The organism is Roseateles sp. GW821-FHT09G09 (assembly GCF_059415965.1).
In genome coordinates this window covers 707,238-721,669 of sequence record NZ_JBWKOG010000001.1, presented here as the reverse complement: position 1 = coordinate 721,669, position 14,432 = coordinate 707,238, and the positions used below count along the sequence as shown (strand labels likewise).

The following is a 14,432-nucleotide window of genomic DNA, read 5'->3' as shown; positions in this document are numbered from 1 at the left end:
ACCTCAGGGGGAAGGGAAGGGGGCTGCGGCCGGTGCCGTGTCCAGCCGCACCGGGGCCATCAGGCGGCCATAACTGGTCCAGGCCCGATCGAGTGCATCCGGCGTGCGCAGGAAGCGCACCTCGCGGACCAGCGCGGTGAACAGGCCGTCGAGCTCGAAGATCAGCTGATCGAGATCGGCATCCGCGCGCAGCTGGCCGGCCTCCTGCGCCTGCAGCAAGGTGCGCCGCAGCGTGCCGCGCCAGCGACGGACGCCGTCCAGCAGGCGCTCGCGCATCACGTCGTCGCGGTCGTCGTATTCGAAGGCGCCGGCTACGTAGAGGCAGTTGCCGTGCGGCCCGTCGACGCGCGCCAGCCAGGCCCGCACCATCGCGTCCATGCGGGGCAGGCCGCGAGGCTCGCGCAGCGCGGGCAGGATGACCTCCTGCTGGAAGATCTTCTCGAAGGCATCCAGCACCGCCGCCTGCAAGGCCTCGCGCGAGCCGATGCGCGAGAACACGCCGCTCTTGGACAGGTTCAGCCGCTTGGCCACCTCGCCGATCGACAGGCTGTCCAGGCCGTCCAGGCGCGCCATCTCCAGCGCGACATCGACGATGGCGCTCTGCGTCAGTTCGCTGCGGGCGGTCTTGGCTTCCATGGCGCACAATTTAGCACGGTCGTGCGAAGTGCGCTGTTTGCCTCTATGGCGGGGATGGCCGACGGGTTATTCGCCGACGGTTCCGGACGCGCCGGGCGCCTGGATGTTATCGCCGTCGACGGCGGCACCGGTCTCGCTGTCGGTTTCCGCATCGCCCGCCGGCGGACGTCCCCGCCGCGGCGCCGGCGACAGCGCCGGCTTGATGCCGCGCCGCTTGAGCGCCTCGCGCAGCAGCAGCTCGATCTGCGCATTGGAAGAACGCAACTCGATCGCGGCCAGCCGCTCGATCTCCTCCCACAACGCGGGATCGAGACGCAGTGGAAACTGCTTTTTCGCGGGACTGCCCATCGCTGCGCGGCTCCGTCGTCAGCGCTCCAGGCGGCGCGTGGTGATCATGGGCTCTCCCTCGGCACGCTCAGTTGTAGAGCGTGCCCGCGTTGATGATCGGCTGCGTGTCCTTGTCGGAACACAGCACCACCAGCAGGTTGGAGACCATCGCCGCCTTGCGCTCGTCGTCGAGCTGCACGATCTCGCGCTCGCTCAGGCCCTTGAGCGCTTCCTCGACCATGCTGACCGCGCCGTGCACGATCTTCTTTCGGGCGCTGATGATGGCCTCGGCCTGCTGGCGACGCAGCATCACCTGCGCGATCTCCGGCGCATAGGCCAGATGGGTCAGCATCGCCGTCTCGACGCTGACACCCGCGGGCTGGAGGCGCATCTGCAGCTCCGCGATCATCGCGGCCATCACCTCGTCGGCGCCGGCGCGCAGGGTGATCTCCTGGCTGTCGATGTCATCGCCCTCGTCGTAGGCGAACTGCGAGGCGACGTGCCGGATCGCGGCTTCCGCCTGGATGCTGACGTACTGCTCGAAATCGTCGACCTCGAACACCGCGCGGGCCGTGTCCTGCACGCGCCAGACCACCGCGGCGCCGATCTCGACGGGGTTGCCTCGCTTGTCGTTGACCTTCAGCGTGGGCGCGTCCAGGTTGCGGGCGCGCAGCGACAGGCGACGCTTGCTCATGAACAGCGGGATCGTCCAGCGCATGCCGGACGTGCGGTCGGTGCCCACGTAGCGGCCGAAGAGCGTCAGCACGCGCGCTTCGTTGGGCTGCTGGATGTACAGGCCGAGCAGCAGGATCAACGCGCAGGCGATGACGACCCAGATGCCGGGTCGCAGCAAGACCTGCCCCTGCGAGGCGATGAACAGGAACACCACCACGCCGGCCAGCGCCAGGCCCATCACCAGCGCGGCATACCCGTTCATGTGGCCGCCGCTGCGCTCGCTCGGCATGGCGGTCTTCGGGATCGCGGTCTTGTTCATCACCTGGCTCCTCCAAAAGGTGATATCACTTTAAGCCCCGATGACCCGGTTGCGCAAGCCCTGCCCCCCCGATCTCCCCCCAACGGAGGGACCCAGAAAGCAGAAAGCGCCCTCAAGGGGCGCTTCGCTTCCGCAGGACTCCAACCGGACACCCTCTCCCGCGACGCGGGAGAGGGTGGGGGTGAGGGCCAGCGGCCGTCGCCGTGCTCAGGCGCCCTTGCGCGCCAGCGGCAACAGGAAGTTGGCGACGGCGATGCAGCGCTGGCCGAGTTCTTCCTCGCTGACGCGCAGACCGAAGCCGGCCATCGCCGGCGACGTCAGATAACGCCCGCCGATCGCGACGGTCGGCACGCCGTCGATGTTGTACTGGTTCTGCAGCTTTTCGGCCTGCTGGCTCTTGGTCTGCACGGTGAAGGAGTTGTAGGTCTCCTTGAACTTGGCCGGATCCACGCCCAGCGGCGCCAGGAACTTGGCCATCTCCTCGACGTTCGTCAGGCCTTGCCCGCCGCGGTGGATGGCGTTGAAGATGGCCGGGCGCACCTGCGCTTCCTTGCCCATCGCTTCCAGCGTGAAGAACAGCTGCTGGTGGACCTTCACGTTGGCGCGGAAAGCGACGTGGACCTTGCGGTAGACGACGTCGGCGGGCAGTTGCTTGGCCCAGGCTTCGATCGTCGGCTCGAAGACGTAGCAGTGCGGGCAGCCGTACCAGAAGAACTCGATCACCTCGATCTTGCCCGGCGTCGAGCCCGGCACCGGCGTCGCCAGGCGCTGGTACTGGCGGCCTTCGACCGGGCCGCCCTGGGCCTGGGCCGGCGCGCCGGTCAGGAGCGCACCCCCGCCCACGGCGGTCGACAGGGCCGTGAGGGCGTTGAATTCGCGACGCTTCATCTTCGATTCCTTGTTGGTTCCGCTGGGGCCGGCGCCACAGCGGCCGGCCATCCTAGAAAGTCAAACTTAGAGCGGCATTAACCTCGTCTGGCGACTGGTCGAGGCGTGCCCGCGCGCTCAGCGCTGGATCGCCACGAGGTTGGCCTCGACGCCGGCGCCCTCGAGCTTCTTCTGCTGTGCCTCGGCCTCGTCGCGCGTGTCGAACGGCCCCAGGCGGACGCGGAACACGGTGCGGCCGGACTGTTCACGCTCCATCACCTTGGCGGCGAAGCCCTGGATCGCCAGCTTGGCGCGCTGCTGCTCGGCGTCTTCCATGCGCGTGTAGGCGCCGGCCTGGACGAAGAAGCTGCCGCGCGAGCCGTCGGGACGCGCGCCGTCGGCGCGCGGCTCGGTGGGACGCTGCTCTGGCTTGACGGACGGGATCTGGCTCTGGGCCTGCGGCTGAACCGCAGGGGCGCGTTCCACCGGGCGGCCTTCGACCGCCGGTGCCGGCGTCGGGCCCGTGCCGACCTGCGGGGCCGGCTGGGTCGCGGGCGGCGCCACCGCCGGCGTCACCACGCCCGACGCGGCCTTCGCGCCGGCGCGGCCGGCCAGCGGCGCGTTCGGGTCCCAATTGCGGTTGCGTTCCGCTTCCTGGGCGTCCTGCTCCGCGGTGCGCTGCGGCAGCTTGTTGACGAAAGGCACCGGGGCCTTCGTCACGTACAGGGCCACGCCCAGCGCGATCCCCAGCCCCAGCAGCAGGCCCACGATCAGGCCCATGGCGAATCCGCCGCGCTGCTTCTCTTTGCTCATTGCTGCTCCTGCGAGTCACGTTCCATCGCGTCCGGGGCCGACACCCCCAGCACCGCCAGCGCGTTGCGCATCACCTGCCGCGTCGCGGCCAGCAGCGCCAGGCGCGCGCGCGTCAGGGCCGGGTCGTCGCCCAGCACGCGTTCGGCGCCATAGTAGCTGTGCAGCGCGCCGGCCAGGTCGCGCAGGTAGAACGCGACGTCGTGCGGGGCCAGGTCTTGCGCGGCCGCGGTGAGCATGCGGGGATAGTCCGCCAGCTTGAGCATCAGCGCGGCCTCGGTCGGCGCGGTCAGCAGCGCCAGGTCGGCGCCGGCCACGGCGGCTTCGTCATGGCCCTGCTCCGCGCCCTTGCGCAGCACCGAGCAGATGCGCGCATGCGCGTACTGCACGTAGAACACGGGGTTCTCGTCGTTGGCCTTGAGCGCGAGGTCGACGTCGAAGACGAACTCGGTGTCGGCCTTGCGGCTGATCAGGAAGAAGCGCACCGCGTCGCGGCTGGTCCAGTCGATCAGGTCGCGCAGCGTCACGTAGCTGCCGGCGCGCTTGGAGATCTTGACCTCGCCGCCGTCCTTCATGACGGTGACCATCTTGTGCAGCACGTAATCGGGGAAGCCCTGCGGGATGCCGACACCAGTGGCCTGCAGGCCGCCGCGCACCCGGGCGATCGTGCCGTGGTGGTCGCTGCCCTGGACGTTGATGCACTTGGAGAAGCCGCGCTTGAACTTGTTGACGTGGTACGCGACGTCCGGGACGAAGTAGGTGAAGGTGCCGTCGGACTTGCGCATCACGCGATCCTTGTCGTCACCGTACTCGGTCGAGCGCAGCCACAGCGCGCCGCCGTCCTCATAGGTCTTGCCGTTGGCGATGATGCGCGACACGGCGTCCTCGACCTGGCCGCCGCTGTAGAGCGAGGACTCGAGGAAGTAGTTGTCGAAGCGCAGTCCGAACGCCTGCAGGTCCAGGTCCTGCTCGTGGCGCAGGAAGGCCACGGCGAACTGGCGGATCGAGTCGATGTCTTCCGGATCGCCCGACGCGGTGAACTCGCGGTCGTCGGCCTTGACCGTCTCCTTGCGGAGGAAGGCGTCAGCGATGTCCTGGATGTACTCGCCGTTGTAGAACTTCTTGCTCTCGGGGTTGTCTTCCTCGGTCGGCCAGACCGGATCGCCCGGCTTGAAGCCCTTGATGCGCAGCTGCGTGCTGTGGGCCAGTGTCCCGATCTGCACGCCGGCGTCGTTGTAATAGAACTCGCGGCTGACCTTCCAGCCTTGCGTCTCGAACAGGTGGCAGAGCGAATCGCCCAGCGCCGCCTGGCGCGCATGGCCGACGTGCAGCGGGCCGGTCGGGTTGGCGGAGACGAACTCGACCAGGGCCGAGGTGTCGCGCGCCGGCTGATGGCCGAAGCGCGCGGTCGCGGCGAACACCTCGCCGACCACGGCCTGCCGGGCGGCCGGCTTCAGGCGGATGTTGATGAAGCCCGGCCCGGCGATCTCCAGCGCATCCACCCAGCGCTCGAACGCGGGCTGCGCCTGCAGCTGGGCGATGAGCGTCTGCGCCAGTTCGCGCGGGTTCTTCTTCAGCGCCTTGGACAGCTGCATGGCCGCGGTGCAGGCGAAGTCGCCGTGCGCCGCCTGCTTGGGGTTCTCGAAAGCGGCCGCGGGCGCGGCGGCGATGAGGCCGGCGTCGACGGCCTCCTGGCTCAGGCCCTGGAGCACGGTGCCGAGGGCGGCGAGCAATTCCTGCTTGGCTTGGATCATGGGGCCGCATTTTAGGGGACCTCCCCTGTAAGAGACCGTGTGCCCCCCTTGCCCGCACCCTCTCCCTGGGGCAGGATGACCCTCCGATGAGCGCCTCCGACGATCTCCGTCCCTCCACCTTTTCCGACTCGACGCTCGGCGGACTGGCCGACCTGCCGGAGCAGATCGGCAAGTACCGGGTCTTGAGACGGCTGGGCGAGGGCGCCACCAGCGACGTCTTCCTCGCCATGGACGACTTCAAGGGCCAGGAGGTCGCCATCAAGCGCATGCGCGCCTGGTCGGCCGGCGGCCGCAGCGAGGAAGACACGCTCAGCATCCGCTTCTTCGCCGCCGAGGCCGCGCTGGCCGGCCGCCTGCAGCACCCGAACGTGGTGCAGATCCTGGACGCGGTGCAGGACGGCGACCTGCCCTACCTCGTCATGGAGTTCGTCCATGGCGTCACGCTGAAGCACTTCTGCCGCAACGACCGGCTGCTGCCGCTGGACCAGATCGTCGAACTCGGGTTCAAGTGCGCGATGGCCTTGTCCTACGTGTTCCGCCAGGGGGTCGTGCATCGCGACATCAAGCCGGCGAACCTGCTGGCGGTGCTGGACAGCCAGGGTCAGGTCACCGACGTCAAGGTGAGCGACTTCGGCAGCGCGCTCAACCTCAACGCCGACATGACGCAGGTGCATCGCGTCGGCTCGCTGGCCTACATGCCGCCGGAGCAGATCGAGGGCGGCGACGTCGGCGCGCAGGCGGACATCTACGCGCTGGGCGCCGTGCTGTACCACATGGTCTGCGGCCGCCCCCCCTTCGACGCGCCCAACCAGATGGCGCTGATGCACCAGATCTACCACCAGGCGCCGCAGCCGCTGCTCGGCCAGCGCGGCGGGGTGACGGCGGAGCTGGACGCGGTCATCCAGAAGGCGCTCTACAAGCACCCGTCCGAGCGCTACCCGGACTGGGAGTCCTTCGGCCAGGCGCTGTCGGAACTGGTCGCGAAGCAGCTGGTGCCGCTGGCACGGCTGAACGAGGTGAAGGACTCGGAACGTTTCAACCTGCTGCGCGGGCTGGAGTTCTTCGCGGGCTTCGGCGACGTCGAGCTCTGGGAGGTCGTGCGGCGCGCGCGCTGGCGCCGTTATCCGCTCGACTACCTGCTGTTCAAGAAGGGTCAGGAAGGCAACACCTTCCACATCGTCACGCAGGGCGAGGTCGAGGTCTGGCGCGACGGCGCGCTGGTCGCGACGCTGGGCACCGGCACCTCGGTCGGCGAGATGGCCTACCTCGCGCCGAATCCCGACCTGCGTCGCCACAGCACCGACATCAAGGTGACCCAACTTTGCACAACCGTGTCCTTCACGCCGGACTCGCTGGGGCAGCTCAGCCCGGAGTGCCAGCATCGTTTCGACCGGGCTTTCATACAGGTCCTGGTCAGGCGGCTCCATCTCGCCCATGAGGCGCTGGCGTCTCCGCGCCGGATCATGTGAGTGAGGCACTGACTCGCGGTTGCGATTCCGCGTGGAATCGGCGTCAACGGATGCGAGTCACCCATTCTCTTGACGGCCGTCAACCGCTCTTGAGAGCCGTTCGTTGCTGTGCTCAACTGCCCGACAGGTCCTTCCCCAACCCCCTGTAGCCCCCGTAGGAGAGAGTGATGAAACACCTGACCCCGACCTCGCTGTTCGCCGGTGCCCTGCTGGCCTTGGCCGCGCTGGGCGCGCACGCCGCGGACGACGCGAAGAAGGCCCCTTCCGAGAAGCAGCTGAAGCAGCAGCAGCTGATGAAGAGCTGCAACGCCGATGCCAAGGACAAGTCGGGCGACGAGCGCAAGGCCTTCATGAGCAGCTGCCTCAAGGGCGAGACGGCGTCGTCGCCGGCCAAGACCGCTCAGCAGGCCAAGATGACCACGTGCAATGCCGACGCCAAGGGCAAGACCGGCGATGCCCGCAAGGCCTTCATGAAGGAGTGCCTCTCGGCCAAGTGACGCCGCGCGACTCGCGCCACGCACCATGAACATGGCCCTCTCCCGAGGGCCATGTTCATTTCGTCCAGACTCCGCGTGCCAGCATCACCGCCGCGATCGGGATCAGGATCAGCAAGTGCGCCTGCATCATGATCAGGCGGCGCGTCGAACGGATCTCGGTCTCACTCGGCAGGCCGCCGCCGCCGTCCAGCGTCTTGAGCCAGCGGCGGAAGGTCAGCGTCGGCTTGATCGAGATCAGCCCGATCACGACGAACATCCCGAACTTGAAGTGCAGCAGCGGCTGGTGCCAGTACCAGCCCAGGCCCTTCATGCCCCACCAAGTGCGGGCCAGGCCGGTCAGCAGCACCGCCACCGCGGTCATGCCGTAAATCATGTCCAGGCGCGACAGGCGACGCACGACGGCCGGATTCATCCATTCGCTGCGGCACAGCGCCGCCTGGCTGGACAGGAAAACAACCAGGCTGAGGAGGGCCACGATGTGCAGGCCGGCGAGCAGGGCTTCGAGGGTCATGGGGTCTCCCAGGTGGAGGCGCGCGCCCAGTAGTTGGGGCTGCCGTGGTGTTCTTTCAGGAAGTCTATCCAGAGCCTGACGCGCAGCGGCAGGTGCTTGCGCTGGGGCAGCACGGCGAAGATGCCGTTGGGCGGCGCGGCGAAGTCGTCGAGCACGCTGACGAGTTCACCCGCCTGCAGCGCCGCGGCCACTTCCCAGGTGCTGCGCCAGGCCAGGCCGAGCCCCTGCCGGCACCAGTCGTGCAGCACCTGGCCGTCGCTGCAGTCGAGCCGTCCGCTGGGCCGCAGATGCTGCACCTGGCCGTCGATGCGGAACGCCCAGCCGCGCGTCTGGCTCGCGTCGGAGCTCAGCGTCAGGCACTCGTGCCGCATCAGCTCGGACGGATGTTTCGGCGTGCCGGCACGCTTCAGATAGGACGGTGCCGCCACGCACAGCCGCCGGTTGTCGGCCAGGCGCATGCTGATGAGGCTGGAATCGGTGAGATCGCCGACGCGTACCGCGCAGTCGAAGCCCTCGTTGACGATGTCGACGACGCGGTCGCTGAGGTTCAGCGACACGCTGACCTCCGGGTGCCGCGACAGGAAGGCCGGCACCAGCGGCGCGACGTGGCGCCGGCCGAATCCCGCCGGCGCGGTGATCCGCAGATGGCCGCTCGCTTTCACGCCGCCGGCGCTGACGCTGGCCTCCGCGCTGGCGAACTCGGCGAGCAGGCGCTGGCAGTCCTCGAGGAACGCGATGCCCTCGTGCGTCAGCGTGAGCTTGCGTGTGGTGCGCAGCAGCAGCTTCACGCCGAGCCGCGCCTCCAGCGCATCGAGGCGGCGGCCCATCACGGCGGGCGCCACGCCTTCGGCCTGCGCCGCGGCGGTCAGGCTGCCCTTGGTCGCGACGAGCGCGAAGGACTCGATCTGTTTGAGGCGATCCATGGGCGGCGATTGTTGGACCGTTGCACCGCCGGAAGCAATGAATGACGACCCTTGCCGTTGTTATTTGTGCAAAAAAGTCAGGGATCCTCGACCAGGGCCGACATGAATCGCCAGCCCCTCCCGGCCTACAGTCGACGCACCGTTGAACCGTCTTTCGGAGCCGTCATGACCGCACGCAGCCAACACCACCGCCTCCAGGTCGATGCCGCCCTGGCCCGTTTCATCGAGACCGAGGCACTGCCCGGGACCGGCGTCGAGCCCGCCGCCTTCTGGCAGGGCTTCGATGCGCTGGCGCACGAGCTGGCGCAGAAGAACGCCGCCCTGCTGGCCGAACGCGACCGGCTGCAGACCGAGATCGACGGCTGGCATCGCACCCACCCCGGCCCGATCGCCGACATGGCGGCCTACCAGGCCTTCCTGAAGCAGATCGGTTATCTGGTGCCGCTGCCGGCGGACCCGAAGGCGACGACCGCCAACGTGGACGCGGAACTCGCCATCCAGGCCGGTCCGCAGCTGGTGGTGCCTATCCTGAACGCGCGCTATGCGCTGAACGCGGCGAACGCGCGTTGGGGCTCGCTCTATGACGCGCTCTACGGCACCGACGTGATCCCCGAGGCCGACGGCGCCGAGCGCGCCGGCGGCTACAACCCGGTCCGCGGCGCCAAGGTCATCGCCTTCGCCCGCCAGGTGCTGGACCAGGCCGCGCCGCTGGCCGGCGCGTCGCACGCCGACGCCAGCGGCTACACGGTCACCGGCACCGCACTGGCCGTCGCGCTGAAGGACGGCCGCACGGTCGCGTTGGCCGATCCGTCCCAGTTCATCGGCTATCTGGGCGAGGCTGCCACCCCGACCGCGATCCTGCTGCGCCACAACGGCATCCACCTCGAGATCCAGTTCGACCGCACGTCGACGATCGGCCAGGCCGACGCCGCCGGCGTCTCGGATCTGCTGATGGAGTCGGCCCTGTCCACCATCCTCGACCTCGAGGACTCGATCGCCGCCGTCGACGCCGAGGACAAGCTCCTGGCCTACCGCAACTGGCTGGGCATCCTGCGCGGCTCGTTGACCGAGGAAGTCAGCAAGGGCGGCCGCAGCTTCGTGCGCCGCCTGAATCCGGACCGCGTCTACAAGGCGGCCAACGGCGGCGACGACGTCGTGCTGCCGGGACGTTCGCTGCTGTTCGTGCGCAACGTCGGCCACCTGATGACCAACCCGGCCATCCTGCTCGACGGCGGTCGCGAGATCCCCGAAGGCATCATGGACGCGGTGATCACGACGCTGATCTCGGTGCACGACCTGAAACAGCTGTCGGGTTCCGGACTGCGCAACTCGCGCCGGGGCTCGATCTACATCGTCAAGCCGAAGATGCACGGCCCGGCCGAGGTCGGCTTCGCCAACGAGCTGTTCGGCCGCGTCGAGCAGCTGCTCGGCCTGCCGGCCTCGACGGTCAAGCTGGGCATCATGGACGAGGAGCGCCGCACCAGCGTCAACCTCGCGGCCTGCATCGCCGCGGCGCCAAGCCGCGTCGCCTTCATCAACACCGGCTTCCTCGACCGCACCGGCGACGAGATGCACACCGCGATGCTCGCCGGTCCGATGCTGCGCAAGGGCGACATGAAGGCCAGCGCCTGGATCCAGGCCTATGAGCGCAACAACGTGCTGACGGGCTTGAGCGCCGGCCTGCGCGGCCGCGCCCAGATCGGCAAGGGCATGTGGGCCATGCCCGACCTGATGGCCGCGATGCTCGAGCAGAAGATCGCCCACCCCAAGGCCGGCGCGAACACTGCCTGGGTGCCGAGCCCGACCGCCGCCACGCTGCACGCGCTGCATTACCACCAGGTCAACGTGGCGCAGGTCCAGCAGCAGATCGAGGCCGAGGCGCCCGGCGTCGATCGCGCCGAACTGCTCCAGCGTCTGCTCACGATCCCGGTCGCCGCCGACCCGTCCTGGAGCGATGCGGAGAAGCAGCAGGAGCTCGACAACAACATCCAGGGCATCCTCGGTTACGTGGTGCGCTGGATCGATCAGGGGGTCGGTTGTTCGAAGGTGCCGGACATCAACCAGATCGGACTGATGGAAGACCGTGCGACATTGCGCATCTCCAGTCAGCACGTGGCGAACTGGCTGCACCACGGCGTCGTGACCGAACAACAAGTTCGGGCGACATTCGAACGGATGGCCGCAGTGGTCGACGGCCAGAACGCGGGAGACCCGATTTACGAACCGATGGTCGGCCATCCGAACAGCATGGCGTATCAGGCAGCGCTGGATCTGGTGTTCAGGGGGCGTGAACAGCCCAGTGGCTACACGGAACCGCTGCTGCACGCCTGGCGACAGAAGCGCAAGGCGGCGGGAGCTGCCCGCGATCAAGCTGGCGGCAAACAACTGTAAGCATCTGTCTCGAATTGCCGCCATCGTGCGGCGTACGCCTCCCCCATGAAAGCGACCTTCGGGTCGCTTTTTTTTTTGCTTCCGTGAAGTGTCAATTTCATCATTTTGAACCCACCTAGTCAGCATCTTGACTGCTCGTCTTCGATCGAAACGGCAAATATGGTGAGCACCGCTCGTTCAAGCGTGAAAAACCCTTAGGGAGCGTCACCGAGATTCGGCAAATCCGGTATTGCTTAAAGTTTGTTTACCTAAGCGCAGTGTTTGATGACACAAAGTTGTCAGTCCTGTAATCATTTTTGCCACTTCACGGATCCGGCATGACCCCTTCGCTTCAACTCCGCCGCGTGAGCCTCGCGGCCGCGCTACTCGCCGCCTCGATGGGCACCGCCCATGCCCAGGAGAACGCCCAGCTCGAGCGCATCGAGATCACCGGCTCGAGCATCAAACGCGTCGCCAACGAAGGCGCGCTGCCCGTCCAGATCATCACGCAGGAGGAAATCAAGGCCTCGGGCGCGAACAACGTGGCCGACCTGATCCAGCGCCTGCCCGCGATGGGCGGCAACCTGACGATCGGCGACATCGCCATCGGCTCGAACTCGGGCGGCATCGCCACCGCATCGATCCACGGCATCGGCGAAAGCTACACGCTGGTGCTGCTGAATGGCCGCCGCATCGCCCCGACGGGGTCGGGCAGCCGCATCAACCTGAATTCGATCCCGATGAGCGCCATCGAGCGCATCGAAGTCCTGACCGACGGCGCCTCCGCGCTGTACGGTTCCGACGCCATCGCCGGCGTGGTGAACTTCGTGCTGAAGAAGAATGTCCAGGGCGGCAACATCACCGCCAATTACAGCAACCCGCTCGGCAACGGCGGCACGGCCTACAACGTCAGCGCCACCTACGGCCTGGGCGACCTGAGCCGCGACGGCTTCAACGTCGTCGCCACCTACCGCCGCGACGACCAGCAGCAGCTGAAGTCCGGCGACCGCAGCTTCTCCAAGAGCGCCTATCTGCCGTTCACCTTCAACGGCAAGAACTACGCGTACGACCGCACCAGCACCTCGGCCGACCCGGCCAACGCCACGGTGGTGTTCAAGCGCCTGCCCGGCGAAACCACGACGATCCCGGCGTACGCGTTCAATCCGTACCGCATGGTCAATGGCAAGTGCGCGCCCAACAACGTCTACAGCCTGGCCAACACCATCCCGGCGAACTCCTCCGCCAAGGCCGGGACCGCGCAGTGCGCCTTCGACTTCGTCAGCACGATCGACGTGTACCCGGAATCGACCCGCGACTCGCTGTTCGTCACCGGCGAAGCCAAGATCAACGATCGCATCAAACTGTTCTCGGACGTCGCCTTCACCCGCCTGGACCTGACCGCTCGCATCGCGCCGAATCCGGTGCCTATCGCCATCGCGACGACCTCTCCGCTGTTCACCAAGTACGTGGCACCGTACCTGACGCCGGCGCAGCTCGCCCACGTCGACACGATCAACGCGAGCTATCGCGCGACCGATTTCGGCACCCGCGATTCCCGCACGGTGACCGACGCCAAGCATGTCGTCGTCGGCGCCGATGCGGAGCTCGGCGACTGGACCTTGAACGGCGCCCTGACCTGGTCCGAGAACGCCCTGGACGAGAAATACGTCGGCGGCTACTTCAAGGCCAAAGAGTTCGGCAGCATCTTGTCCACCGGCGCGCTGGATCCGTTCGTGCCCTCCGGCAACCAGAGCGCCGCGACGCAGCAGCTGATCAAGGACTCGATCTATCACGGCACGATCCGCGAGGCCTCGACGACACTCAAGGGTGCCGACGTGCGCGCCTCCGGCGAGATCTTCAACCTGCCCGCGGGCGCGGTCAGCCTGGGCGTCGGCGCGGACTTCCGCAACTACCACTACAAGCAGACGCCGTCGGCCGACGCGGTGAACGGCGTCATCTACAACTTCGCCGCCAACCCTCGCTACGACATGGAACGTGACAACATCGGCGCGTTCGCCGAGGCGCGCTTCCCCATCCTCAAGAACCTCGAGCTGAACGCAGCGCTGCGCTACGACAGCATCAGCAAGATCAAGGACAGCGTGAACAACCGCGACTTCGGCAAGACCGAGACCGCGACGACCTACAAGCTGTCCGCCAGCTACAAGCCGACCAGTACCGTCGTCCTGCGCGGCTCCTACGGCACCGGCTTCAAGGCGCCGGACATGCTGGACATCGCCCAGCCGCTGGTGAACAACGGCGTCACGGCGTCCAGCTACCCCTGCCCGTTCCCGGGCGACAACAAGGACGCGGCGCCGTGCAAGACCGGCAATGCGCAGTACACGCAGTTGTCCGGCGGCAACGAGAACCTGAAGCCCGAAAAGTCCAAGCAGGCCACCCTGGGCATTCGTTTCGACCCGACCCGCAACTTCGGCGCCAGCCTCGACTACTGGACGATCGACCTGCGTGACGCGGTGAGCGCGGTCTCCGCCAACCAGGCCTTCGCCAATCCGCAGCAGTTCCAGGACCTGTTCACGACCTACAAGCTACCCGCGGAGTCGAGCGCGTACTACGCCTACAAGTCGGTGTCGACCAACATCGGCAAGTCGAACTACAGCGGCCTGGACTGGCAGTTGGACGGTCGCCTCAACATTGAGGGCCTGGGCCGCCTGAGCACCACGGTCAACGGCACTTACATGATCGAGGCCAAGTACACGAAGCCTGGCACCGCCAACGAGTTCACCGACAGCCTTGGCAAGTACGGGATCGATGCCCAGGTCATCTTCCGCAACACGGCGCAGGCCAAGTTCGCATTGGAGACCGGCAAGTTCACAAACTCGATTTCGGTGAAGTACCGCTCGGGCTACAAGGACATCGAACAGACCGTCCGCGACCTGCAGACCGGCGTGAACACGCGTATCCAGCTGCTGGTGCCGAACTACATCACCTTCGACTACCAGGGCACCTACCGCTACAGCAAGGCGCTGGAACTGCGTCTGGGCATCCAGAACCTGACCAACCAGATCCCGCCGTTCACCCTGCGTGACTCGTCGGGCCACCAGGTCGGATACGACCCGCGTTACGCCAGCCCGCTGGGCCGTACCGTCTACCTGACGGGCAGCTACAACTTCTGATCGACGCCGCGACCGGTCCTGGCGGGGTGGCCTGCCAGGATGGTCGCAAAGGCCGGCCCATGCGCGCGCACGCCTGCCCATTCCCCGGACGCCCGATGCACGCATCGGGCGTTTTCCTTTGTCGGTCGACGCGGTGACATCGG

The 14,432-nt window shown here is 67.3% G+C and carries 12 protein-coding genes; 4 read left to right on the top strand and 8 right to left on the bottom strand.

Translation table 11 applies throughout. The annotated features are described in order from the left end of the window. Positions 1-3: 3 nt before the first annotated feature. From AC07O8_RS03145 to argS, 6 genes are all read right to left on the bottom strand, one after another. Entirely contained in the window at positions 4-636 is a 633-nt protein-coding gene (locus tag AC07O8_RS03145; protein ID WP_495046648.1) for a TetR/AcrR family transcriptional regulator, read from the bottom strand. Between the two features lie 66 nt (positions 637-702). Beyond that, complete coding sequence (locus AC07O8_RS03140; protein WP_495046647.1) at positions 703-984, bottom strand: type II toxin-antitoxin system antitoxin; 282 nt, start codon at positions 982-984, stop codon at positions 703-705. Between the two features lie 67 nt (positions 985-1,051). Then, the gene (locus tag AC07O8_RS03135; protein WP_495046646.1) at positions 1,052-1,957 is read right to left on the bottom strand and encodes an SPFH domain-containing protein; all 906 of its coding nucleotides are present in this window, start codon (positions 1,955-1,957) and stop codon (positions 1,052-1,054) included. A 207-nt stretch (positions 1,958-2,164) separates the two neighbouring features. Next, positions 2,165-2,845, bottom strand: coding sequence for a thiol:disulfide interchange protein DsbA/DsbL (locus AC07O8_RS03130; RefSeq protein ID WP_495046645.1), 681 nt, complete (start codon positions 2,843-2,845; stop codon positions 2,165-2,167). 117 nt (positions 2,846-2,962) lie between these two features. Next, entirely contained in the window at positions 2,963-3,637 is a 675-nt protein-coding gene (locus tag AC07O8_RS03125; RefSeq protein ID WP_495046644.1) for an SPOR domain-containing protein, read from the bottom strand. Further along, positions 3,634-5,388, bottom strand: a complete 1,755-nt coding sequence (gene argS, locus AC07O8_RS03120) for an arginine--tRNA ligase (RefSeq protein ID WP_495046643.1) — start codon at positions 5,386-5,388, stop codon at positions 3,634-3,636. The genes AC07O8_RS03125 and argS overlap by 4 nt, the downstream gene beginning before the upstream one ends. A gap of 86 nt (positions 5,389-5,474) precedes the next feature. Between argS and AC07O8_RS03115 the strand changes: the two genes are divergently transcribed. Next, entirely contained in the window at positions 5,475-6,857 is a 1,383-nt protein-coding gene (locus AC07O8_RS03115) for a protein kinase domain-containing protein (protein ID WP_495046642.1), read from the top strand. Between the two features lie 167 nt (positions 6,858-7,024). Next, a complete protein-coding gene (locus tag AC07O8_RS03110) occupies positions 7,025-7,354 on the top strand; it encodes a PsiF family protein (RefSeq protein ID WP_495046641.1) in 330 nt (109 codons plus the stop codon). Positions 7,355-7,409: 55 nt separating this feature from the next. Here AC07O8_RS03110 and AC07O8_RS03105 read toward each other — a convergent pair whose 3' ends face one another. Together AC07O8_RS03105 and AC07O8_RS03100 are read right to left on the bottom strand one after the other, a co-directional pair. Next, entirely contained in the window at positions 7,410-7,865 is a 456-nt protein-coding gene (locus AC07O8_RS03105; protein ID WP_495046640.1) for a DUF2214 family protein, read from the bottom strand. Continuing rightward, positions 7,862-8,788, bottom strand: coding sequence for a LysR family transcriptional regulator (locus tag AC07O8_RS03100; RefSeq protein WP_495046639.1), 927 nt, complete (start codon positions 8,786-8,788; stop codon positions 7,862-7,864). The genes AC07O8_RS03105 and AC07O8_RS03100 overlap by 4 nt, the downstream gene beginning before the upstream one ends. A gap of 165 nt (positions 8,789-8,953) precedes the next feature. On the opposite strand from AC07O8_RS03100, the gene AC07O8_RS03095 reads away from it, so the two are divergent. After that, positions 8,954-11,179 carry a malate synthase G gene (locus AC07O8_RS03095; RefSeq protein ID WP_495046638.1) on the top strand — a complete coding sequence of 742 codons (2,226 nt, stop codon included), beginning with the start codon at positions 8,954-8,956 and terminating at the stop codon, positions 11,177-11,179. 317 nt (positions 11,180-11,496) lie between these two features. Continuing rightward, complete coding sequence (locus tag AC07O8_RS03090) at positions 11,497-14,289, top strand: TonB-dependent receptor (RefSeq protein WP_495046637.1); 2,793 nt, start codon at positions 11,497-11,499, stop codon at positions 14,287-14,289. The last annotated feature ends 143 nt before the right edge of the window (positions 14,290-14,432 follow it).

Bases quoted from the DNA above. Each gene is read 5' to 3' on its own strand.
- AC07O8_RS03110 (WP_495046641.1), top strand. From the start codon at position 7,025: ATGAAACACCTGACCCCGACCTCGCTGTTCGCCGGTGCCCTGCTGGCC.
- AC07O8_RS03135 (WP_495046646.1), bottom strand. From the start codon at position 1,957: ATGAACAAGACCGCGATCCCGAAGACCGCCATGCCGAGCGAGCGCAGC.
- AC07O8_RS03090 (WP_495046637.1), top strand. From the start codon at position 11,497: ATGACCCCTTCGCTTCAACTCCGCCGCGTGAGCCTCGCGGCCGCGCTA.
- AC07O8_RS03140 (WP_495046647.1), bottom strand. From the start codon at position 984: ATGGGCAGTCCCGCGAAAAAGCAGTTTCCACTGCGTCTCGATCCCGCG.
- AC07O8_RS03115 (WP_495046642.1), top strand. From the start codon at position 5,475: ATGAGCGCCTCCGACGATCTCCGTCCCTCCACCTTTTCCGACTCGACG.
- AC07O8_RS03130 (WP_495046645.1), bottom strand. From the start codon at position 2,845: ATGAAGCGTCGCGAATTCAACGCCCTCACGGCCCTGTCGACCGCCGTG.
- AC07O8_RS03125 (WP_495046644.1), bottom strand. From the start codon at position 3,637: ATGAGCAAAGAGAAGCAGCGCGGCGGATTCGCCATGGGCCTGATCGTG.
- AC07O8_RS03105 (WP_495046640.1), bottom strand. From the start codon at position 7,865: ATGACCCTCGAAGCCCTGCTCGCCGGCCTGCACATCGTGGCCCTCCTC.
- AC07O8_RS03145 (WP_495046648.1), bottom strand. From the start codon at position 636: ATGGAAGCCAAGACCGCCCGCAGCGAACTGACGCAGAGCGCCATCGTC.
- AC07O8_RS03100 (WP_495046639.1), bottom strand. From the start codon at position 8,788: ATGGATCGCCTCAAACAGATCGAGTCCTTCGCGCTCGTCGCGACCAAG.
- AC07O8_RS03095 (WP_495046638.1), top strand. From the start codon at position 8,954: ATGACCGCACGCAGCCAACACCACCGCCTCCAGGTCGATGCCGCCCTG.
- argS (WP_495046643.1), bottom strand. From the start codon at position 5,388: ATGATCCAAGCCAAGCAGGAATTGCTCGCCGCCCTCGGCACCGTGCTC.